This is a genomic window from Ferrovum sp. (assembly GCF_027317285.1).
GTDB lineage: Bacteria > Pseudomonadota > Gammaproteobacteria > Burkholderiales > Ferrovaceae > Ferrovum.
Genome location: NZ_DAHVHV010000040.1, coordinates 1 through 19,509 on the forward strand (window position 1 = coordinate 1; position 19,509 = coordinate 19,509).

The 19,509-nt window shown below is 54.4% G+C and carries 19 protein-coding genes, 1 tRNA gene and 1 rRNA gene; 11 read left to right on the top strand and 10 right to left on the bottom strand.

The window, feature by feature from the left end; genetic code table 11:
- Positions 1–744: ribosomal RNA gene (locus tag M6F29_RS08810) — 16S ribosomal RNA — on the bottom strand; the annotation flags it as partial.
- 625 nt (positions 745–1,369) lie between these two features.
- Here M6F29_RS08810 and M6F29_RS08815 point away from each other — a divergent pair.
- Positions 1,370–1,582, top strand: coding sequence for a hypothetical protein (locus M6F29_RS08815; RefSeq protein WP_298158730.1), 213 nt, complete (start codon positions 1,370–1,372; stop codon positions 1,580–1,582).
- Positions 1,583–1,652: 70 nt separating this feature from the next.
- Here the strand turns inward: M6F29_RS08815 and M6F29_RS08820 are convergent, their stop codons facing one another.
- The gene (locus M6F29_RS08820; RefSeq protein WP_298158733.1) at positions 1,653–2,768 is read right to left on the bottom strand and encodes a fatty acid desaturase; all 1,116 of its coding nucleotides are present in this window, start codon (positions 2,766–2,768) and stop codon (positions 1,653–1,655) included.
- Positions 2,769–2,871: 103 nt separating this feature from the next.
- Between M6F29_RS08820 and M6F29_RS08825 the strand changes: the two genes are divergently transcribed.
- From M6F29_RS08825 to M6F29_RS08855, 7 genes are all read left to right on the top strand, one after another.
- Positions 2,872–3,690, top strand: a complete 819-nt coding sequence (locus M6F29_RS08825) for an SDR family NAD(P)-dependent oxidoreductase (protein ID WP_298158736.1) — start codon at positions 2,872–2,874, stop codon at positions 3,688–3,690.
- A 139-nt stretch (positions 3,691–3,829) separates the two neighbouring features.
- On the top strand, positions 3,830–5,968 hold the full coding sequence (locus tag M6F29_RS08830) for an adenosylcobalamin-dependent ribonucleoside-diphosphate reductase (protein WP_297456643.1): 2,139 nt from the start codon (positions 3,830–3,832) through the stop codon (positions 5,966–5,968).
- Positions 5,969–6,015: 47 nt separating this feature from the next.
- Positions 6,016–6,708 (top strand): TSCPD domain-containing protein, encoded by a 693-nt coding sequence (locus M6F29_RS08835; protein ID WP_298158740.1) that lies wholly within the window; start codon positions 6,016–6,018, stop codon positions 6,706–6,708.
- A gap of 73 nt (positions 6,709–6,781) precedes the next feature.
- Entirely contained in the window at positions 6,782–7,672 is an 891-nt protein-coding gene (locus M6F29_RS08840) for a LysR substrate-binding domain-containing protein (RefSeq protein WP_298158743.1), read from the top strand.
- A 40-nt stretch (positions 7,673–7,712) separates the two neighbouring features.
- Positions 7,713–8,096 (top strand): hypothetical protein, encoded by a 384-nt coding sequence (locus tag M6F29_RS08845; RefSeq protein ID WP_298158745.1) that lies wholly within the window; start codon positions 7,713–7,715, stop codon positions 8,094–8,096.
- A 4-nt stretch (positions 8,097–8,100) separates the two neighbouring features.
- A complete protein-coding gene (locus M6F29_RS08850) occupies positions 8,101–8,931 on the top strand; it encodes a hydroxypyruvate isomerase family protein (RefSeq protein ID WP_298158747.1) in 831 nt (276 codons plus the stop codon).
- Positions 8,915–9,475: a sugar transferase gene (locus M6F29_RS08855; RefSeq protein WP_366525980.1), complete on the top strand. Its 561-nt coding sequence runs from the start codon at positions 8,915–8,917 to the stop codon at positions 9,473–9,475. Before M6F29_RS08850 ends, M6F29_RS08855 begins: the two co-directional genes overlap by 17 nt.
- Here the strand turns inward: M6F29_RS08855 and M6F29_RS08860 are convergent.
- The 5 genes from M6F29_RS08860 to M6F29_RS08880 form a co-directional block, all read right to left on the bottom strand.
- Complete coding sequence (locus M6F29_RS08860; RefSeq protein ID WP_298158753.1) at positions 9,469–10,914, bottom strand: mannose-1-phosphate guanylyltransferase/mannose-6-phosphate isomerase; 1,446 nt, start codon at positions 10,912–10,914, stop codon at positions 9,469–9,471. The two genes, M6F29_RS08855 and M6F29_RS08860, sit on opposite strands and share 7 nt — an antisense overlap.
- A gap of 24 nt (positions 10,915–10,938) precedes the next feature.
- Complete coding sequence (locus M6F29_RS08865) at positions 10,939–11,829, bottom strand: metal-dependent hydrolase (RefSeq protein WP_298158756.1); 891 nt, start codon at positions 11,827–11,829, stop codon at positions 10,939–10,941.
- 34 nt (positions 11,830–11,863) lie between these two features.
- Positions 11,864–12,166 carry a DUF2934 domain-containing protein gene (locus M6F29_RS08870; protein ID WP_298158757.1) on the bottom strand — a complete coding sequence of 101 codons (303 nt, stop codon included), beginning with the start codon at positions 12,164–12,166 and terminating at the stop codon, positions 11,864–11,866.
- Positions 12,167–12,353: 187 nt separating this feature from the next.
- Entirely contained in the window at positions 12,354–12,818 is a 465-nt protein-coding gene (locus tag M6F29_RS08875) for a hypothetical protein (RefSeq protein ID WP_297456617.1), read from the bottom strand.
- 168 nt (positions 12,819–12,986) lie between these two features.
- Positions 12,987–13,364 carry a Rossmann-fold NAD(P)-binding domain-containing protein gene (locus M6F29_RS08880; RefSeq protein ID WP_297485011.1) on the bottom strand — a complete coding sequence of 126 codons (378 nt, stop codon included), beginning with the start codon at positions 13,362–13,364 and terminating at the stop codon, positions 12,987–12,989.
- Positions 13,365–13,842: 478 nt separating this feature from the next.
- Here M6F29_RS08880 and M6F29_RS08885 point away from each other — a divergent pair, with 478 nt between their 5' ends.
- The 3 genes from M6F29_RS08885 (at position 13,843) to M6F29_RS08895 (ending at position 15,387) form a co-directional block, all read left to right on the top strand.
- Complete coding sequence (locus M6F29_RS08885) at positions 13,843–14,130, top strand: sll1863 family stress response protein (RefSeq protein WP_297457538.1); 288 nt, start codon at positions 13,843–13,845, stop codon at positions 14,128–14,130.
- A 56-nt stretch (positions 14,131–14,186) separates the two neighbouring features.
- Positions 14,187–14,354 carry a hypothetical protein gene (locus M6F29_RS08890; RefSeq protein ID WP_297485013.1) on the top strand — a complete coding sequence of 56 codons (168 nt, stop codon included), beginning with the start codon at positions 14,187–14,189 and terminating at the stop codon, positions 14,352–14,354.
- Positions 14,355–14,514: 160 nt separating this feature from the next.
- Positions 14,515–15,387 carry a DUF3014 domain-containing protein gene (locus tag M6F29_RS08895; protein ID WP_298158761.1) on the top strand — a complete coding sequence of 291 codons (873 nt, stop codon included), beginning with the start codon at positions 14,515–14,517 and terminating at the stop codon, positions 15,385–15,387.
- Between the two features lie 64 nt (positions 15,388–15,451).
- Here the strand turns inward: M6F29_RS08895 and M6F29_RS08900 are convergent, their stop codons facing one another.
- From M6F29_RS08900 to M6F29_RS08910, 3 genes are all read right to left on the bottom strand, one after another.
- Positions 15,452–15,994: a DUF3617 domain-containing protein gene (locus tag M6F29_RS08900; RefSeq protein ID WP_297457543.1), complete on the bottom strand. Its 543-nt coding sequence runs from the start codon at positions 15,992–15,994 to the stop codon at positions 15,452–15,454.
- Positions 15,995–16,241: 247 nt separating this feature from the next.
- Positions 16,242–16,317 (bottom strand) — tRNA-Lys (locus M6F29_RS08905).
- A gap of 518 nt (positions 16,318–16,835) precedes the next feature.
- Positions 16,836–19,502: a bifunctional diguanylate cyclase/phosphodiesterase gene (locus tag M6F29_RS08910; RefSeq protein ID WP_366525981.1), complete on the bottom strand. Its 2,667-nt coding sequence runs from the start codon at positions 19,500–19,502 to the stop codon at positions 16,836–16,838.
- Positions 19,503–19,509: the final 7 nt, after the last annotated feature.

Here is a 19,509-nt window from a genome sequence, read left to right on the forward strand (position 1 = left end):
GTCTTATCCCAGGGGGCTGCCTTCGCCATTGGTATTCCTCCACATCTCTACGCATTTCACTGCTACACGTGGAATTCTACCCCCCTCTGACAGACTCTAGCTTGCCAGTCTCAAACGCAGTTCCCAAGTTAAGCTCGGGGCTTTCACATCTGACTTAACAAACCGCCTGCGCACGCTTTACGCCCAGTAATTCCGATTAACGCTCGCACCCTACGTATTACCGCGGCTGCTGGCACGTAGTTAGCCGGTGCTTCTTCTTGAGGTACCGTCATCAATCCAGAGTATTCGCCTGAACCTTTTCTTCCCTCACGAAAGAGCTTTACAACCCGAAGGCCTTCTTCACTCACGCGGCATGGCTGGATCAGGGTTTCCCCCATTGTCCAAAATTCCCCACTGCTGCCTCCCGTAGGAGTCTGGGCCGTGTCTCAGTCCCAGTGTGGCTGATCATCCTCTCAGACCAGCTACCGATCGTCGCCTTGGTAAGCCTTTACCTCACCAACTAGCTAATCGGACATCGGCCGCTCCTCCAGCGCGAGGCCTTTCGGTCCCCCGCTTTCCTCCTCAGAGCTTATGCGGTATTAGCACAACTTTCGCTGCGTTATCCCCCACTCAAGGATACGTTCCGATGTATTACTCACCCGTTCGCCACTCGCCACCAGGGTTGCCCCCGTGCTGCCGTTCGACTTGCATGTGTAAAGCATGCCGCCAGCGTTCAATCTGAGCCAGGATCAAACTCTTCAGTTCAAATCCTCTTTTGCAACAACGCATTCCTGCGCCATCGCCCCACTCAAAGTAACCTAACGGTTATTTCTTCGTGAGCACTACAATTTATTACTCCCTTGTAGTACCCACACCTATCGGTATCAAATTTTTAAAGAGCAATCAGTTTTGCCTGTTTCGCTGCATTTGTGCAACGAAAGATCGCCATTATACAGAGCCCACAGGGCATGTCAACTCTATCGACAATCTTTTTTCGGAAGCCGACAGATCTCACCCTCCGCCCTTTCCAGCGTACCCCGTACAACCGACTGAGGGAATGAGGATTTCTGCCGAAAATTTGACGATCGAGGCCTGAAACGCATCACCCGGAAACCCGGCAAAATCGAATGCCCGCCCAAGGAAAGGCAGCGAAACCGACCTGGTCACTCAAAAGCCCATGGAAATTTTCAGCCCCGTACAAACCTGCCCGACATGGTTGCCTCCACCTCACTTCTGGCAATCACTCATTTCCTGTCAACCTTTTTTTTGATGGGACGTTGTTGGTATGTGGCGCGTGTGACGGGTTTTACCAGTTACAATAGTGCCGCCCCTTTTGGGCAGTAGTTTTTGTTCCATGAAGTTATCAATCTCGACAACAAAGGAAATCACCATGATTCGTTCTACTCTCATCGCCGCCCTGCTGGCCACATTCACCGCCACCGCCTTTGCTGCTGCTGACGCCGCTCCTGCTGCTGCCGATGCACCCAAGGATGCCCCCAAGAAAGAAGCCAAGAAGATGAAGCATCACCACGCCAAGAAAGCAGAAAAGAAAGCTGCTGCTCCTGCCGCAACTCCTGCTGCAGATACCAAGGCTGCCAAGTAAGTTTTATTGCTGAAATGAAAAAGGCGACCCGCGGGTCGCCTTTTTCATGTTCGAGAAGCCGGTTTCAGGATCACGAGGCTCCGACACTCGCCATCGGCTGGCTGGTGCGGTTACCATTAAAATCGAGCCAGCAACGAGACTTGAAATCGTAGAGTTTGCACAGCCGGGCTGTCTTGAAATACCAGGCCCACGAGAAAGGCTGCACAACGATTCGACCCGGCAGATGGGTTTCAAGAAAACTCTGCGCTTCCTTCAGGCGATACAACGGAATGCCCATATCCAGGTGGTGCGCCGTATGTTCCATGATATGGTGCATCAGTGCTCCCACCCTGAAACGAAAAATCAGATGCACCGTGGTGGAAACGAAGGGTTGGGCTTGCGTCCATTCAACCTTGTTGTCGTACCATGCGACCCGGGTATGCGTGTGATGCGCGTAAACCACGAACCCGATCATGAAATTCCAAAACACAAAGGGAATCAGAAAGCCCGCCAATTCGGTCATCCAGAAACTCTGGTGCGTCACGTGGGCAATGATGGCCAGAAGCGTTACCCAGACCAGTGCGAATGCTGAAACCAGCAGACCGTCCCAGACGAATGCCGGACGTTGTGCGCCCATGTAGGTCTTGGTGGGAAAGTACATGCGCAACCACCACATTTCTATGAAGTAGTAGAGGCCAGGCACCATACCGCTCCGATAAATCCGCTCCAGCCACTGGCGCGCCGGAGAAAGAGCCCGGTACTCTTCCAGGGAATAGGGTGCCCAGACAAAATCGAAACCCTTCAGGTTGGTTTGCCCATGGTGGACCAGATTGTGGCCAATATCCCACAAACTGTACGGGGTCAGGGAAGGCAGGAACGCAATTCGTCCCAATACCCGGTTCAACTTGCGGTGGGGCGTCAGACTTTGATGGCAGGCATCGTGCCCCAGAATGAAAAGGCGACCGATGACAAAACCCGCAACCATGCCGGCCAGAATTTTGGCGAAACCGGATGAAAACCAGACGGTGGCCCAAATCAATCCAAAAAACAGGGCGAAATCAAAGACGATCATGAGGATTGGCAAGGCAGTACGCTTGCCGCAGAGCGGCACCAGCCACGAACGAACCAACTTGCGACCAGGGAACGGCGCAGCAGGGTCGATGATGGGTATGGGTTCGGGAGATAATGTGGTCGAGTGATCTACCATAGTTACTGTATTATCCTGTCTGATGACAATGGTGGCGAGTATTCTAACTGATTTCAAATGTCTCCGTATTTGATTGAGCGCAAACCACTGGAGAGATTAATTCATGCGCCTTCTTAGCCCTTTGAATCCTCCCTTGACCAAATGGTTCAATCAACGCGTCTGGATCATTGGCGCCACCCGCGGTATTGGCGCGGCAGTAGCGCGTGCCCTGGCCATCAAAAATGCCCGTCTCTGCCTGTCTGGTCGTGACCTCTCGGGGTTGCAGGAATGGCATGACACCCTGACACCCGATCAGAAAACACGCACCACCCTGACCGTACTTGATATCCGTGCTCCGCAAAACATTCAGGAAATCGCTCAGAACCTGCTTCTGGCCTGGGGAGGAATCGACCTGGTCCTGGTCGTCGCGGGTGTTTACGACGGAATCTGCGCCCCAGACCTCACCCCCGATCTGATGCCTTTGATCGAGGATACGTTGCAGACCAACCTGCTCGGCCCCTATCATGTGTTGGCCGCCGTACTTCCCCTGCTACGCCGCCAACGGTACGGGCACCTTGCCTTCGTCAGCAGCGTGGCGGGCTACAATGGCCTGCCCAGGGCCCTGGCCTACGCACCCAGCAAAGCCGCTCTCAATAACCTGTGCGAGGGTTTGTACTTCGAACTTCGTCCGCACGGCATCGGCGTCTCGCGTATCTGCCCGGGTTTTGTGGCCACGGACATGACCTCGCATGCAGACCATTTCATGCCCGCCCTGATGCAACCCGACCAGGCTGCCCATGAAATTCTTGCGGGATTGGAACGCGGTGACTTCGAGATTCACTTTCCCAAGCGCTTCACGACGCTGCTCAAGATCGCGCAATGGCTGCCAAGGCGCCTCTATTTTTACCTGCTTGGGCGGGCCATTGCCCGCAGTTCCCGATGAGCGTTTTATTGACCACCCCATACAAATAGTGGTAACCTTCCAACCTGACCACTACATATTGTGGTTTTAGAGGTTTTCTGATTTTCCTTATTTTTTTCAGGCCCCTACATCGAACTGACTTTTTCCACAGAGGATATCCATGCTGAGCGCAACCAAGTCTCCTTCCCTGTCGCATCCAGAGGTTCCCTTACAAGTCGTTTCCCTGGATATCTGGGATAAAAAGTACCGTCTCAAAAACAAGCAGGGGGAACCGATCGATCAGCAGATCGATGACACTTTCAAGCGTGTCGCCAGAGCCCTGGCCGATACGGAAGAGAACGACGAAAAGCGGGCCTTCTGGTATGACAAATTTCTTTGGGCCTTGCGCCGCGGCGCCATTCCGGCCGGGAGAATCATCTCGAATGCCGGGGCACTGGAACATAAACCGGCCACCAGCACCATCAACTGCACCGTGTCGGGCATCGTGGAAGACAGCATGAACGGCATTCTGGAAAAGGTTCATGAGGCCGGCCTCACGCTCAAGGCGGGGTGCGGCATCGGTTACGAGTTTTCCACTTTGCGCCCCAAGGGCGCTTTTGTGGCGGGGGCAGGCGCTTATACATCCGGTCCCTTATCCTTCATGGATATCTACGACAAAATGTGTTTCACCGTGTCCTCTGCGGGAGGACGAAGAGGCGCCCAAATGGCGACCTTCGACATCTCCCACCCGGATGTGCCGGATTTCATCAAGGCCAAACGTGAGGCGGGACGGTTGCGTCAGTTCAACCTGTCCTGTCTCATTACACGCGAATTCATGGAAGCGGTGAAAAACGATCAGAACTGGCCCCTGGCTTTCCCGATCAGCCAGAGCGAGGCCGATTCCCTCGATGTTGCCTCAAATGCCGAGATTGTGTGGCGCGACTGGCCCAGTCATGAAAAAAAATATGTGGAGCGGGCCGATGGCAAGATCGCCTGCCGGATCTACAAGACGCTCAAGGCTCGCCGTCTGTGGGATGTCATCATGTCTTCCACCTACGATTATGCCGAACCCGGCTTCATCCTCATCGACCGGGTCAATGAAATGAACAATAACTGGTGGTGCGAAAACATCCGCGCCACCAACCCCTGCGGGGAACAGCCCCTGCCTCCCTACGGCGCGTGCCTGCTGGGATCCATCAACCTGACACAGTTCGTCCGTTGCCCCTTTACCGAACAGGCTCACTTCGATTGGACAGAATATCGGGAAGTCGTGCGCATCTTCACCCGAATGCTCGATAATGTGGTCGACATCAATGGCCTGCCGTTGCCTCAGCAACGCGAGGAAATCATCCGAAAGCGTCGGCATGGCATGGGTTATCTGGGGTTGGGCTCGACCCTCACCTTGCTGCGAATGAATTATGGGTCCCCGGAATCCCTGGCCTTCACCGAAGAAGTAACCCGCGTCATGGCTGAGGAAGGCTGGGAGGTCGGGCTGGAACTGGCTTCAGAAAAGGGGCCAGCCCCCATCATGGAAGAAACATTCGTCATCACCTCCGCACTGCTCGCGCAACGGCCTGAAATGGCCCGGGACGGCCTGAAAGTGGGGGACAGCGTGCCGGGAAAGGTTTTGCTGGGACGCTATAGCCGTTACTTCCAGCAGTTTCCCGAAACCCTGCGCGAACGCATTGCCACCCAAGGGGTCCGTTTTACCCATCACACTTCCATTGCCCCTACGGGAACCATCTCTCTCTCGCTGGGAAACAACGCCAGCAACGGAATCGAGCCTTCCTTTGCCCACCATTACAGCCGCAATGTCATTCGGGAAGGAAAGAAATCCAAGGAAAAGGTGGATGTGTTTTCCTACGAATTGCTGGCCTACCGCTCCCTCGTCAACCCCAAGGCCATGCCCCACGCCCAGGATGAGGATACCCGTCTGCCCGACTATTTCGTGGATTCCTCCGTCATCTCGGCCCGCGCTCATGTGGACATCCAGGCCGCTGCCCAGAAATGGATCGACAGTTCCATTTCCAAGACCATCAACGTACCGACGGATTATCCCTATGACGAATTCAAGGATATCTATTTTTATGCCTATGAAAAGGGCTTGAAGGGATGCACGACCTTCCGCTTCAATCCCGAGGCCTTCCAGGGGGTACTGGTCACGGAAAAGGATCTGGAAAACACCACCTACCGTTTCACCCTGGAGGATGGCAGCACCCTCGATGCCAAAGGCAACGAAACCATCGAGTACGATGGTGAATTGCACAGTGCCGCCAACCTGTATGATGCCCTGAAGGAAGGGTACTACGGCAAGTTCTGAAGAATGGCTCGTTGCCCCCATGTTCACTGCTCAAGGAAGACCCCATCATGACCCTCAAAATCGACAAGAAAATCGTGGGATATACCGTCGTTACGGAAGAACAGTCCAACCCCCTTTCTGCGCCGGGAAATCCCCACTCTCTGGCGCCCATCCACCAGTTGGGCGAGCCCCTCTCCCGCCCCGAAAAACTGGTGGGAAATACCTACAAGATCAAGACCCCCGTGACGGATCACGCGCTCTACATCACCATCAATGATATCGTCATGAACGCTGGCACGCCCCAGGAACATCGCCGTCCTTTTGAAATATTCATCAACTCCAAAAACATGGAGCATTTTCAATGGATCGTGGCACTGACCCGCGTGATGTCTGCCGTGTTCCGAAAAGGGGGAGACATCACATTTCTGGTGGAAGAACTGCACAGCGTTTTCGACCCCAAGGGGGGATACTTCAAAAAAGGGGGAAAATACATTCCCAGTCTGGTCGCTGAAATTGGAGAGGTACTCAAAGAACACCTGATGGAGATCGGCATGCTCAGCCGCCCCGAACATGATCCCAAACAGAAGGTCTTTCTGGAGGAAAAACGACAGGAGTTCGTTAAACGTCACGCCTCGGGCCAACCTCAGGAGACAGGCTTCCCTGAAGGCGCATCCCTGTGCGCCAAATGTTCCACCCAGGCCGTGATCAAAATGGATGGATGCCTGACCTGTCTCAACTGCGGGGACAGCAAATGCAGTTAACGGAGTGACTGAAGACCGGCATGGGGTGGCAAGGTTGTATACTGTTCGCTGATCGTCGTCTTTTATCCCTTTGATGAGAAAACTCCCTTCGCTTCATGCGGTCCGAATCTTCGAGGCCTGTGCCCGGGTCCTGAACTTTTCTCTGGCGGCACGTGAATTATGTCTGACCCACAGTGCGGTCAGCCATCAGATCCGTCAGTTGGAGGATTGGATCGGCCAACCGCTCTTCACCCGCCATGCGGCAGGCGTTCAACTGACCCCCGCAGGACAGACTCTGCAACGGGCCGCTACCGAGGCCCTGTCTGCACTGGAAGAAGCCTGTCACCAGTTACTTGCCTCCCCCCCGGGGCAAACACTGACCCTGGCCGCACCAGGGGGGTTCATGGCGCTCTGGTTGATCCAGCGCCTGGAAAACTTTGAACAGCAACACCCTCATATCCGTCTGCAATTACAAACCCAGGGAACTTTCAACGATCTGGTCACGGATCGCATCGATGCCCTGGTGGTCAGCGGCTGCCCCCCCTGGCCTCACGGCGTCCAGGGACAGACGCTCTTTTCCGACCGCGCCGGCCCCGTCTGCGCCCCGGACTGGACCCCCCTCCCCCACACGGCCGCTGATCTTTCTGGCCAACCCTTGCTCTACACCCTGTCCCGTCGTAACGCCTGGACCGACTGGGCAGAACTCAACGGACTGGAAAACCCACGCCTGCACCTGGTCCGTCACTTCGACAACTTACAACTGATGCTGGAAGCAGCCGTGGCAAAACTGGGCATCGCCATCGCACCGGAACGTCTGGCCCGCAGGGAACTCAATCAGGGTCGCCTGGTCGCACCACTGGGTTTTGTTCAAGGTCCTTCGGAGTTTGCCCTATGCCTTCCCAGTCACCGCGCAGACGACCCTCTGCTGGCAGCCCTGTGCCAGTGGATGGTCGCCCAGGCCCAAACAGAATCCCCGCTGCCATGATCTTTTTTGCCACCGTTTTTTTCCCCGAGACCCAGTCCTCATGCTAACGCCCTTTGTCCTGGCCTGTCTCAGTTATGCACTCATGCTGGTGGCCTTTTACAATCCCCGCAGACGCGGTTTCCACATGCCGGTCATGCTCGCCACCATCCTGTTCGACGTTGCCATGCCCGTGTTCCTGTATACCCATCGTCATTGGTGGCACCGTTTGATCGAGCAGGAGGATCTTTACTCTTTTGGCATCTGGATGCATTTCGGACTACTCATCACGCTCTATGCGCTGGAAGCTGCCCAAATCTGGAGCGCCCGAAAAATTCTGGCAGGAGACCCCTCGGCCAGGGCAACGCACCACCATCAGGCCCGCGCCCTCCTGATGGTACGAGCTTTGGTATTGATCACCGGGGGCATTCTGGCCGACCCCACCTGAAATCATGCCCCATTTTTCCGCCAATTTGAACTGGCTATACTCTGAAGTCCCTTTCCCCAATCGTGCCGCTCAAGCGGCCACCGACGGTTTCAGCGCCGTCGAATGCCTATTCCCGTATCAGGAACTGCCTGCACGGGAATTTCATGTTCAACTCACAGATCAGGCACTGGATCTGGTGTTGTTCAACACCCCTCCCGGAAATTGGGCCCAGGGTGAGCGCGGGCTGGCCATTCATGAAGAAAAACAGGCGGAGTTTCGTCAGAGTTTCCTTGAAGTGGCCCTGCCTTATGCGCTTGTCACCCATTGTCCCCGTCTGCATGTCATGGCAGGTGTCATGGGGCCCGACGACTCCCCCCAACGCCTGCGGGACACCTTTCTGGAGAACCTGGCCTGGGCTTGTCGCCAGGCCGCCGTTCACCATCTGGGTCTGGTCATAGAACCCATCAATCCCATGGACATGCCCAACTATTTTTTGACCCACCAAGCCCAGGCCCACGCCTTGGTCCAGACCCTCGATGCCGCCAATCTGGGGGTCCAGATGGACCTTTACCACTGCCATCGCGTGGAGGGGCAGGTCACCCAGGAGGTGCTTCACTGGGTCCCCTCAGGACGGGTACATCACATGCAGATAGCCGGCTTCCCCGGACGCCATGAGCCGATAGGCGGAGACATCGATTATCCCTCTCTGTTCGCCCTACTCGATACCCTGGGCTACGAGGGCCATGTCGGCTGCGAATATCAGCCCACCACCACCACGCGAGCAGGACTTTTGCAGTGGTGGCCCGATCAAAGGAAGATCCTTCATGGCGCACGAAAAAATCAAACGACTATTTGACCTGCTCACAGGCTTTGGTGTGCTTGCAGGGTTATCACCCGTCCTATTGATCACAGCCCTGCTGGTGCGCCTGACCTCACCGGGACCGATCCTGTACTGGTCACAACGGGTGGGCAGGAACAACCAGTTATTTTCCATGCCGAAATTTCGCACCATGCGCGTGGGCACGCCTGCCGTGGCCACTCATCTCCTGAAGGACCCGGATCAGTATCTGACTCCGGTGGGCTCGCTGCTGCGCAAAACCAGCCTGGATGAACTCCCCCAGTTATGGAGCATTCTCACGGGCGACATGAGTTTTGTGGGACCTCGTCCGGCGCTGTTCAACCAACAGGATCTGATCGAGCAGCGCACTGCCTGTGGGGTCCATGTCCTGGTCCCCGGGTTGACCGGCTGGGCACAGATCAACGGGCGTGACGAAATTCCCATTCCCAAAAAAGTGGCTCTGGATGCCTACTACCTTTCCCACCGTTCCCTGGGACTGGATATGCTCATCCTGTGGCGCACCGCCCTGCAAGTCCTGCGCCGCGAAGGGATCACTCACTGACGGCCATAGACATCGCCGTAACGAACGATATCGTCTTCGCCCAGATACCCGCCGGACTGCACCTCGATAATCTCGAGGGGGATGGTTCCCGGATTGGATAGACGGTGGACTTCCCCTTGAGGAATATAGGTAGACTGGTTTTCATGAAGCAAAAAAGTCCGATCCTCACAGGTCACTTCTGCAGTCCCCTGCACCACAATCCAATGTTCGGCCCGATGGTAGTGCTTTTGAAGGCTGAGACTGGCCTTCGGTTTGACCTGGATCCGTTTGACCTTGAAGCGTTCCCCCTCATCAATACTGTCGTACCACCCCCAAGGTCGATGTACCTTGCGGTGCAGGTTATGTTCTTCCCGCTTTTGCTGCTGAAGGGCAGTCACGACCTGTTTGACCTTCTGACTTTGAGAACGATCCGCCACCAGCACGGCATCCGGTGTCTCCACAATCACGAGATTATCCACGCCCACGGTGGAAACCAGGCGATAGTTGGCGTGAACCAATGAATTCCGGGTATCCACCAGCAAAACGTCGCCCTGCGTGACGTTGCCCGAAACATCTGCCACATTCGCCTGACAGACCGCGTCCCAGGCCCCAAGATCGCTCCACCCCGCCTGCAGTGGGGTCATCCGGATGGGGACAAATGAACCGGGACACCGTTCCACAACCGCATAATCCACCGACACGCTGGGCACCTGGGAGAAGAACCCCTGATCCGGTCGTGTGAATATCCCATCCACCGAACGCTTTTCCCAAGCCGATCGAACGGGTTCCAGAATATCAGGACGAAACTCGCCCAACGCAGCGAGCCATACGCTCGCTCGCAGCACGAACATGCCCCCATTCCAGGTGTATTCCCCGCTCTCCAGGTATTTTTGGGCTGTTTCAAGGTCCGGTTTTTCCGTAAATTGCCCCACTTCCCAGGTTCCCTGCAGATCCACCTGTCCTGTACGCCGAATATAGCCGTACCCCGTCTCGGGATGATCCGGGGGAATCCCCAGAAGAACCACCCCTCCCTGAGCCGCTGTCCTGATACTGCGTCGCACCGCCTCGGTAAAAGCATCGCGCTCTGCCACGTTTTGATCGGCAGGCATCACGACCAGAATGGGGTCTTCCCCGGAAGACTGTGCCTGAAGGGCAGCCAGGGTCAATGCTGGCGCCGTGTTCCGCGCCACAGGTTCCAGCAGGAAATGAACTGCCTCTGCAGATTCCATGGCATTCAGTTGATCGAGCGCCAGAAACCGGTGATCCTCATGCATGACCAGAAGCAAATCATCCAGATGGATGTCCGTCCCTGCAAGCGCACGCGCCCGTACCACCGACTGCTGAAAAAGGCTTTCCTTACCCGTCAGGGGAAGAAACTGCTTGGGAAAACCCGCACGGGACAAGGGCCAGAGACGTGTCCCCGAACCTCCGCAAAGAATGACCGGAACGATGTGATGCATCTCTCGCAGGATTCCTGAAATAAGTTAAAAAGAAACGGTTCCACCCGGCTTGAGTTCCAGTACTTTGGTCCGGGTCGGCCCCAGGGCCTTGATGAACTCCTCCGGGGTTCCCTTCAACAGGGGAAAGGTTCCGTAATGCACAGGAAGGACATAGCGGGCATGAATCCAGTAACGCATGGCAAAAGCCGCTTCGACGGGCCCCATGGTGTAGTTCCCCCCAATCGGTATCACCACCAGATCGGGACGATAATAATCACCGATGAATTTCATGTCGCTGAATAACCCGGTATCACCCATGTCGTAGATTTTGAACCCGTTTTCCAATTCGATCACGTAGCCTACCGGTTCTCCGCCATTATGAATCTCGTGCTGACCTGTCGCTGGATTGAGCCAATCCAGTTCGGAACTGTGTTCGGCATGCACCATCGTGATATGAATATTGGGTCCCAGGGGAGTGACCGTTCCCGACTTGTTCATCCCCGGCGCCAGTTCGGCAGGCAGCACCCCCAATGCCACCAGGGATTGATTCATTCCTGCCGGACCAATCAGGGGAATATGGTACTTCCTGGCCAGAGCAGGCCCATCGCCCAAATGATCAGGGTGGGCGTGGGTCACCAGAATCAGGTCCACTTTGCCCAGATTATCCAGGTCCTTATATTTTTCCGGGGTCTTCGGGTTTTGCGTCATGAACGGATCGATCAGGATGACCTTTCCGCCCGGAGTGGTCAAACGAAGGGCCGATTGCCCCAGCCAGAGCAACTCCAACTTCGGGAGTGCACCGGAGGCATCAGGGTTATGGATGACGGGGAGATCTTCTGCACTGACCCCCTGGCAGTCCCAGACTCCAGCAGCCAGCATCGCCATCCCGACCAGGACCCGTCGCAAACCCCGAAGCACACTCAACCGACCCTTCATACCCCCCTCCCTCTTCTCTGGATTGAAGCGCATTTTACCCATTCCGTCCCCTGGAAGAAGGAAGTTTCTGCAGAGTACCCTCCGCCTCGAGCCAATCCTGCAACTCGAACCCCGGAACAAACCCCCTCTTTTCTGCAAGGAAGTAAGCCGCCGTAGCCACAACCTCTTCTCGCAAAACGGGGGAAATCGGGGGGATGGGTTCATCCGGCACCTTGACCTTGGCAGTCTTCGTTCTGGAAGTCTTTGCAGCGACAGTCTTCGTTGTCTGGGTCTCTGTCGTGGTTTTTCCGGGTTTGACCGACTTTCTCGATGATTCCGGTTTTTCTGTTTTTTCCATGTCACGCCTCCTGAAATGGGATACCTTCCTGACACACGAACATCGGTGGGGTCTTTCGGACCATCCGAACTCGAGTCGTCCTCTGAATGTTTACTCCATGAAAATGAGTTTTGTCAATTTTAGTTTTCGTCTCACAAATGGCGCCACCGTACGAAAAGGTCACAGGCCCGGTTGAGGTGATCCGGATTTAACGCGCTGCCTGTAGTTGCCACGTCGAATGGCAGGCAATACATTTCGCCAATGTGTTCGCCTCCATCTTCAAAATCTCAGGGGCGGGCGTTCCCGTAGCGGCAGCCCTGGCCATGTCGTCCATATCATGATGAACGCTCATGCCCAATGCTTTGAAGTCCAGTGGCAATTTTGCGATGAGTGCCGGATTCGCATCAGCAGCCACACCCATGCCCGCCGCACTGGCAGCCTTGGTGACTGCCTGCATGTCGCCCCGAGTTACCCCTTCCAGGATACCTTGGGTCGCAACCAGCATTCCCCGCATTTCGGACAAGACGAAATCACGCTCACTGGCTTGCAGAACTATCGCAGTTCGATGGTCCGTCCCTACCGTGGTGTTCCCACGAATAAAAAACCATGCAAGCGCGGCGACCGTGACAATCCAGAGCAACAACGAAATCAGGCCGAGTTTACTGGGCTTCATTTTAATTACCGAGTGGCGTTACGAAGGGAGGAACGACTCTGCCAATGATACGCGACAACCCGGCGCACGGTGCTGCTTTCAGGCTGCCTGCCAGGTCCTGACCGAAATGAGGCTCCGATCACGCCCAATCCGGCCTATATCGGGTAATCGGAGGTATGACGCCCTGTCTCAGTATCCTGCCACGGCATGTATGTCAGGCAATTCAGTATCGGCAATGAAGATCCAGATCATGCGGGCAATGCTTTCCGTAGCGATGACCGTATGCCGGTTGGTCGATTTCAACAACTTTTCCCGCAATTCCTGCCGTACAGCAGACACGCCGGTCAAATCGAAAATGATGTCCACGCCACTGCTTTTCCCGATCAAGCCATCCACATCGAGGACTTCAATACCATTCGCTCGAGCCAGGCGGCAGCCCGGTGTATCGCCCTTTTCAGCAACGGCGACGATCTCGAGTCCTTTGTTGGCCTTGCTGAGCAGCGCTTCCAGAAAAACCGATCCAACCCTTCCCAGTCCTACGATGGCAATCTTTTGCTTTTTCGTCATTGAAGTTACCCCTGTAGTAGTTCGTTCTTCTTGCCTGCTGCTGAGCAGCACTCCCCCCACGCATTAGATCAGCCCCACCCACCTGCCCCCAGATAGTTTCAAAAAACTTCCACAACCATGTGATAAAAAACAATTTTCAAATCGTACGGCGACTTTGGCACAGGATTCGGTTGGGCGAGCCAGGAAAAGAATATCACGATCACGATCATGTTGTTATCGTATGTCGCAAAAGTGGGCTCGATCAACGATAATTGTGAGCACATTAACCGTGCTCGACCATGCAAAACCAGAAAAATCGGCCTGCGAATATAATGAGTTACAAGCACGAGATTCCGGTGATTGCCCCCCTTTTATGTGCGATAACGCACGGAAAGCAAGTGGGTGAATAAGGTACAAGCAATGGTCTGTGCCGTCAGTGGCGTCCTGTCGGTTGACAACATTCTGGCATGGAAGCAGCCCAGAACTTACGGAGAAATGCATGGAAACTCAAGAAGTCTATAGTCAAAGAATGGCCGCACAACTGAAAGAATGGAACGCTCAAATCGAACTATTGGAGGCCAAACTGGTGACTGCAACGGCCGACCTGGAAACAAGACGTGTTGTGGAACTGAATGCATTGCGCGCCAAACATCATGCCGCATCCGAAAAACTGAAGGATATTGGAAGGGTCAGCGGTGAAGCATGGGAAGTTGTCAAAGTCTCTGCAGACAAAATTTGGGATGAACTCAAAAATGCCATGAACGATATCCATTCAAAATTCGGGTAACAGAAAAATTTGGGCTTGACCCTCTCTGCGTTCCATTCCATCCTGAAGGAATGAATATGACACTATGGATAGGTATAGGCGTAGCGATTTTTCTGGTGTTGTACGTGCTTGTCATGCGACTCTTTTTTCATGAAAGCCGTGCACTGGAGAAACGCATCGATTACAAGAATATTCGCCACTGGAAAGATGAAGACAAGGAATCCGAAGGCCACGGAGACCTGTAGAACACGAAGGGTTGCCCTCAAGGATGGGGTAAAGGCATGAGGCATGCCACCTCAGGGCCAATAACCATCACTGCGCCATTTTCATGACATTCTGAAGCAGTTCCTGCAATATTTCCTGTGCTACAGTGTCCAACCTTTCCCATTAGACAAGGACACTTCAATGAAGAAAGCATTGCAGGTCTCATTGATCATCCTCCCGATTGTCGGTGGTGCATTTGCCGGGTATCTCTACTGGAAAAAGTCGTCGGACGAACAGGCCAGCCTTCAACGGCAGGTTCCTCCCCCGCCGGCTGCCAGCCCCGCGTCTGCCCCGAACCCACCCCTCGTTCCAGAGTCGGCAAAAATCATCGAGTCACCCGCACCAAAGGGTCCCAGCCTCCCGCCTCTGGGCAAGAGTGATCCCTTCATGCTCGAGAGCATCGCACATCTGACCAAAAACAGATCATCGATGCGCCTCTTCAATGATGAAAACCTGATCACCCATATCGTCTCCACCATTGACAACCTCCTGCGCCAGAATATTCCAGCGAATGGACTGCCCGTAGATGTGCCCGAGGGCGGTTTCATGGTAAGGGATCAGGCGGGGGTATTGAGCATCGATCCCGCCAACTCGGCGCGATATGCCCCCTATATGCGCCTCGTCGACGCCGTGGATGCCAAGGCGGTAGTCAGCCTGTACCTGGAGGCCTATCCCCTGCTTCAGGAGGCCTACGAACAGTTGGGGCACCCCGGGCAATATTTCAACGCCCGACTGCTGGCCGTCCTGGATGATCTGATCAAGGCCCCGGAAATTTCACCGCCCATACCACTGGTTCAGCGACATGTGCTGTACCAGTTTTCTGACGATGATCTGGAAAACAGATCTGCCGGACAAAAAATGATGATCCGGCTTGGGTTATCCAATGAACGCAAACTCAAGGCCAAACTGGAAGCCATCCGTTCAGAACTGATGCGGCACCTTCAGCACGATGAAACCAGGACCGGGCAAGCCCCACCCCCCACATCGCCCGCAGCCCCCGCTTTGCGTCCATGACACCCGTTACCGCAGCCCCTGACGGGGTTTCCCATGAGGAAATTGTCCGGCGGAAAGCATGGCGCTACGGTTGCAGGCTGCCACAATCCGAACCCAGCCACTTGGCGCTGGATTCCATGGTCACACTCAACTCCTTGCCCTGCTCCGGGTGGGTAATTTCTACCTGCGTGGTGTAAGCCTCGCTGTTCTGGAACACGACTTCACCCTCGCCGGTGGTCGGTGGGTTGCCACAACTGAAATGCAGTTTGTACTTGTCTCCGGACTGACTGGTCACGGAACTTTCACAACCATTTTTCTGAGGCAGTCGGTTTTGTTCGATCATGGCCCGGGTGATACAGATGCGTATACCACCGTTGGCCCCCATGGACACCCCTTGCTTCTGAAGCAATGCTTCCATTTGACCGCGCATTTGAGGCGACATGCTCTGCATGACCTGACTCATGTCGAGCGTAGGCCGTGTGCCGTTCTGTGATGGCGACGGCAACTGCACCGTGGGTTGAATTTCCCATAACCCAGGTTTCATGGGCAATTCAGCCCGCGCAGAAACGCTGACGATTCCACCTACCGCAATCCACATTGCAGTACCCACAAATCCGAATTGTCGCATGGCATTACCTCCTGACTGGAGCGTATGGAGCAGTTCCCATTTTGGTCGGACGCGGCGCAGCACATATGGTAGCACCTGAACCCATGACTGTCGTTTCGCGAATGAAACGGAAACCTTGGAAAGCAGTAACCGGAACAGCCCGACCTGATTGGAGCCTGAGTTCGCGAGAGCGAAGCCCACCAGAATCAACCGTTACGCCCCCGACCCAAGGTAACGGTCAAAAAATCGTTTATTTTCATGGAATTGATGGTGGGCCGTGAAGGATTCGAACCTTCGACCAACGGATTAAGAGTCCGCTGCTCTACCAACTGAGCTAACGACCCACGCCATGAAGCGGGCATTATAGCAGAATTCTCCCTCTCGGCATCAAGCGACTTTTTGCCTTCCTCTCCCCCCTCCCGACCTTGAATCGCACGGAGAACGATTCAAGGTCTCAATAAAAAACCCTTCGGTTCAATTAGTTACACATGAAAGTCGAGCGCTACCATATTTTTCATTATTTTTATTTGATCTTAATCAAATTTATGGTTAAAATCAGGCCGTCCTACCAAAAAATAATCGGCGGGATAGAACGGTATCGCATTCAGACAAAAATTTGAGGAGATTGCGCCATGGGTAACATCGTGATGTATGAAATCATTGGAATCGTGGGAACTGCCTTATTCTGTTTCATTGCTGACAACGCCAACTGGCAACGCAAAAAATAATCAGGCATTACCCTTCCAGCGATGCACCTCATACCCCCCGCAAGATGATGCATCGCTGGTTTTAGTGAATCGATCTTCACTGAAAAACGATCCCTGAAAATCAGAGCGCTTCTCGCAGCGCAACAGCGGCTGTTTCACATTACTGGAAACTGCTGCAAACTTCCCAGTTTTTCCTCGAATTCCTCAACAGGCATCGGTCTACCGAACAAGTATCCTTGGTAGAAAATGCAACCATGTTGCTCCAGAAATACACGCTGTTCTTCTGTCTCCACCCCTTCGGCGATCACCTCCATCTCCAGGTTATTAGCCATGCCGATGATGGTCTGCACGATGATCGAATCACTGTGTTTTACGCCGATGTTGCGCACGAAGGACTGATCAATTTTCAGTTGGTCGAGCGGCAACTGGGTCAGATAAGACAACGATGAGTAGCCAGTGCCGAAGTCATCCATGGAGAAACGCACCCCACTCTGTCTGAGCGCTTGCATCTTGGCGATGGTGTCATCGATGTTGTCCAGAACCAGACTCTCCGTGAGTTCGAGTTTGATCCGGTTGGGGTTGAGCGCATGTCTGTGCAACGTCTGGCGTACCTGCTCGACGAAATCAGGCTGGTGAAATTGTTGTGCGCTGACGTTGATGGCAAGTTGCAGGTCACAGGTAAGCGGATCGGCTTCCCATATTTTGAGTTGGGCACAAGCCGTTTCCAGCACCCACCGCCCGATGGGCAGGATCAGGCCCGTCTCTTCAGCCAACGAGATGAACTGCAGGGGTAAAACCAGGCCACGTTGCGGATGCAACCAGCGAACCAACACCTCGGCCCCGAAAACATGGCCGGTCTGGCTAACCTGCATTTGGTAGTGTAGCCTGAACTGGTTCTCCGACAGGGCACGACGCAAATCACTTTCCAATGCCGTGCGAGCCTCCAGTACAACCTGCATGGCCGGGTCATAAAAACGCAGGCTATTGCGTCCGGCGTTCTTCGCCTGGTACATGGCAGTATCAGCGCGTTTGAGCAATTCGTCTACTGTGACCTCCTGATTGCAAAACAGGCTGATCCCAATGCTGGCGGAACTTTGATATTCGTCATCTGCCAGCAAATAACGAGGCTGACTGATGGCGGCAAGTATTTTATCGCAGATAATTTCCGCCTGGGCAGCAGCCTGCAAAGACTCTTCATCCAACTCCTGAAGTATGACGATGAACTCATCGCCCCCAAGCCTCGCCACAGTGTCCCCTTCACGTACACAGGCCCGCAGCCGACTGGCCACCTCGATCAGCAATAGGTCGCCGATATTATGACCCTTGGTATCGTTGAGAATCTTGAAGTTGTCGAGATCGATGAACAGGAGGGCGGCGTGGTTGTGATCACGCGCACTGGCGGCAAAGGTATGCTGCAGGCGTTCGACCAACAGGCGCCGGTTGGGTAGACCAGTCAATGGATCATAAAATGCCAGGGCGTGGATCGCGGCTTCATCTTTCTTGAATTGGGAGAGGTCAGAAAAGGAACTGACATAATTCGTGACTTTACCTTCGACGTCAGTCACTACCGTAATGGTGAGCCAATCCAGATAGATTTCTCCATTTTTGCGCCGGTTCCAGATTTCGCCGTGCCAGTAGTGGTCCTGGGCCAGAGTTTCCCACATTTGTCGATAGAATTCAGCATCCTGCCTCCCCGACTTGAGCAGAGCGGGGGTTTTTCCGACGGCTTCCTCGGCACTGTACCCGGTCTGGCGGGTGAAAGATTTGTTGATGCGCAGGATGACGTTATGAGCATCGGTGATGATGATGCCTTCCTGTGTTTCGAAGGCGATGGCGGCAATGCGCAGGTCCTGCTCCGCCTGCCTGCGCGCAGTCTCGTTAGCGAAATTGCCCAGTGCAAAACTAATATCGTTTGCCATTTCAACCAGCAGGTCGCACGCGGCTTCATCGAACGCATTGATTTCGCCTGCATACAAGGAAAAAGCACCAATAACGACACCATTCCGGTGCAGCGGCAGCGATGCCGAGGCCGCCCAACCACCGCGCGCGGCATATTCTTGCCATGGGGCAGTGAGTGGATCATTCATGAAATCCTGGCTCCAGATCGTCCGGTTTTCGCGAATGGCGGTTCCGATGGGGCCGTGCCCGAAGGGGCTATCAGCGTCTGCCGAGATCTCTATATTTCCCAACTCCTCGACGCCACTACCGATACTGCAGGCCGGTCGCACCACGAGCGTCTCGGCATCGATGAGGCCGATCCAGGCCATCTTCATCCTTCCAAACCGCACCGCCGCACAACAGATTTTCAGGAACAACTCTTCCTCGCTGGTACAGTGCACAATCGCCTTGTTGCACTGGCTCAGCGCAGAATAGAGATGCGTGCGCCGCTGGATTTCCCCCTCGGCTGCCTTGCGTTTGGTAATATCACGAATGTTGCACTGAATGACCCGGATACCATCGCAGTCGTAGGTATTACTAACGAATTCAACCTGAACCCGTTCCCCTGATTTTGTTTTGAGAGGAAGATCTTCGTATCGGACATACCCATTTGTTTGCAGTTCGGCAAACATTTCTTTGCTCTCGAATCTGTCCGAAAATGGCCCCACTTCCCATAACTTTTTCCCCAGAAACTCCGCATGCGTGTAACCCAGCATATTGACCAAATAGGGGTTGACATCTTCAATCTGGGCCGTATCAACGTTAAGAAGTATGATCCCGTCCTGAGCCGTTTCAAACAATCGACGGTAACTACTTTCGGATGTTCGTAGCGCTCTAAGTTCTGGGTCTGTTAGCGGCAAGGAAGTTGGCGTTTGCATATCCATAACTCCA

Excerpts from the sequence above, each read along its gene's own strand:
- M6F29_RS08815 (WP_298158730.1), top strand. The coding sequence starts at position 1,370 with ATGATTCGTTCTACTCTCATCGCCGCCCTGCTGGCCACATTCACCGCC.
- M6F29_RS08820 (WP_298158733.1), bottom strand. The coding sequence starts at position 2,768 with ATGGTAGATCACTCGACCACATTATCTCCCGAACCCATACCCATCATC.
- M6F29_RS08825 (WP_298158736.1), top strand. The coding sequence starts at position 2,872 with ATGCGCCTTCTTAGCCCTTTGAATCCTCCCTTGACCAAATGGTTCAAT.
- M6F29_RS08830 (WP_297456643.1), top strand. The coding sequence starts at position 3,830 with ATGCTGAGCGCAACCAAGTCTCCTTCCCTGTCGCATCCAGAGGTTCCC.
- M6F29_RS08835 (WP_298158740.1), top strand. The coding sequence starts at position 6,016 with ATGACCCTCAAAATCGACAAGAAAATCGTGGGATATACCGTCGTTACG.
- M6F29_RS08840 (WP_298158743.1), top strand. The coding sequence starts at position 6,782 with ATGAGAAAACTCCCTTCGCTTCATGCGGTCCGAATCTTCGAGGCCTGT.
- M6F29_RS08845 (WP_298158745.1), top strand. The coding sequence starts at position 7,713 with ATGCTAACGCCCTTTGTCCTGGCCTGTCTCAGTTATGCACTCATGCTG.
- M6F29_RS08850 (WP_298158747.1), top strand. The coding sequence starts at position 8,101 with ATGCCCCATTTTTCCGCCAATTTGAACTGGCTATACTCTGAAGTCCCT.
- M6F29_RS08860 (WP_298158753.1), bottom strand. The coding sequence starts at position 10,914 with ATGCATCACATCGTTCCGGTCATTCTTTGCGGAGGTTCGGGGACACGT.
- M6F29_RS08865 (WP_298158756.1), bottom strand. The coding sequence starts at position 11,829 with ATGAAGGGTCGGTTGAGTGTGCTTCGGGGTTTGCGACGGGTCCTGGTC.
- M6F29_RS08870 (WP_298158757.1), bottom strand. The coding sequence starts at position 12,166 with ATGGAAAAAACAGAAAAACCGGAATCATCGAGAAAGTCGGTCAAACCC.
- M6F29_RS08875 (WP_297456617.1), bottom strand. The coding sequence starts at position 12,818 with ATGAAGCCCAGTAAACTCGGCCTGATTTCGTTGTTGCTCTGGATTGTC.
- M6F29_RS08880 (WP_297485011.1), bottom strand. The coding sequence starts at position 13,364 with ATGACGAAAAAGCAAAAGATTGCCATCGTAGGACTGGGAAGGGTTGGA.
- M6F29_RS08885 (WP_297457538.1), top strand. The coding sequence starts at position 13,843 with ATGGAAACTCAAGAAGTCTATAGTCAAAGAATGGCCGCACAACTGAAA.
- M6F29_RS08890 (WP_297485013.1), top strand. The coding sequence starts at position 14,187 with ATGACACTATGGATAGGTATAGGCGTAGCGATTTTTCTGGTGTTGTAC.
- M6F29_RS08895 (WP_298158761.1), top strand. The coding sequence starts at position 14,515 with ATGAAGAAAGCATTGCAGGTCTCATTGATCATCCTCCCGATTGTCGGT.
- M6F29_RS08900 (WP_297457543.1), bottom strand. The coding sequence starts at position 15,994 with ATGCGACAATTCGGATTTGTGGGTACTGCAATGTGGATTGCGGTAGGT.
- M6F29_RS08910 (WP_366525981.1), bottom strand. The coding sequence starts at position 19,502 with ATGGATATGCAAACGCCAACTTCCTTGCCGCTAACAGACCCAGAACTT.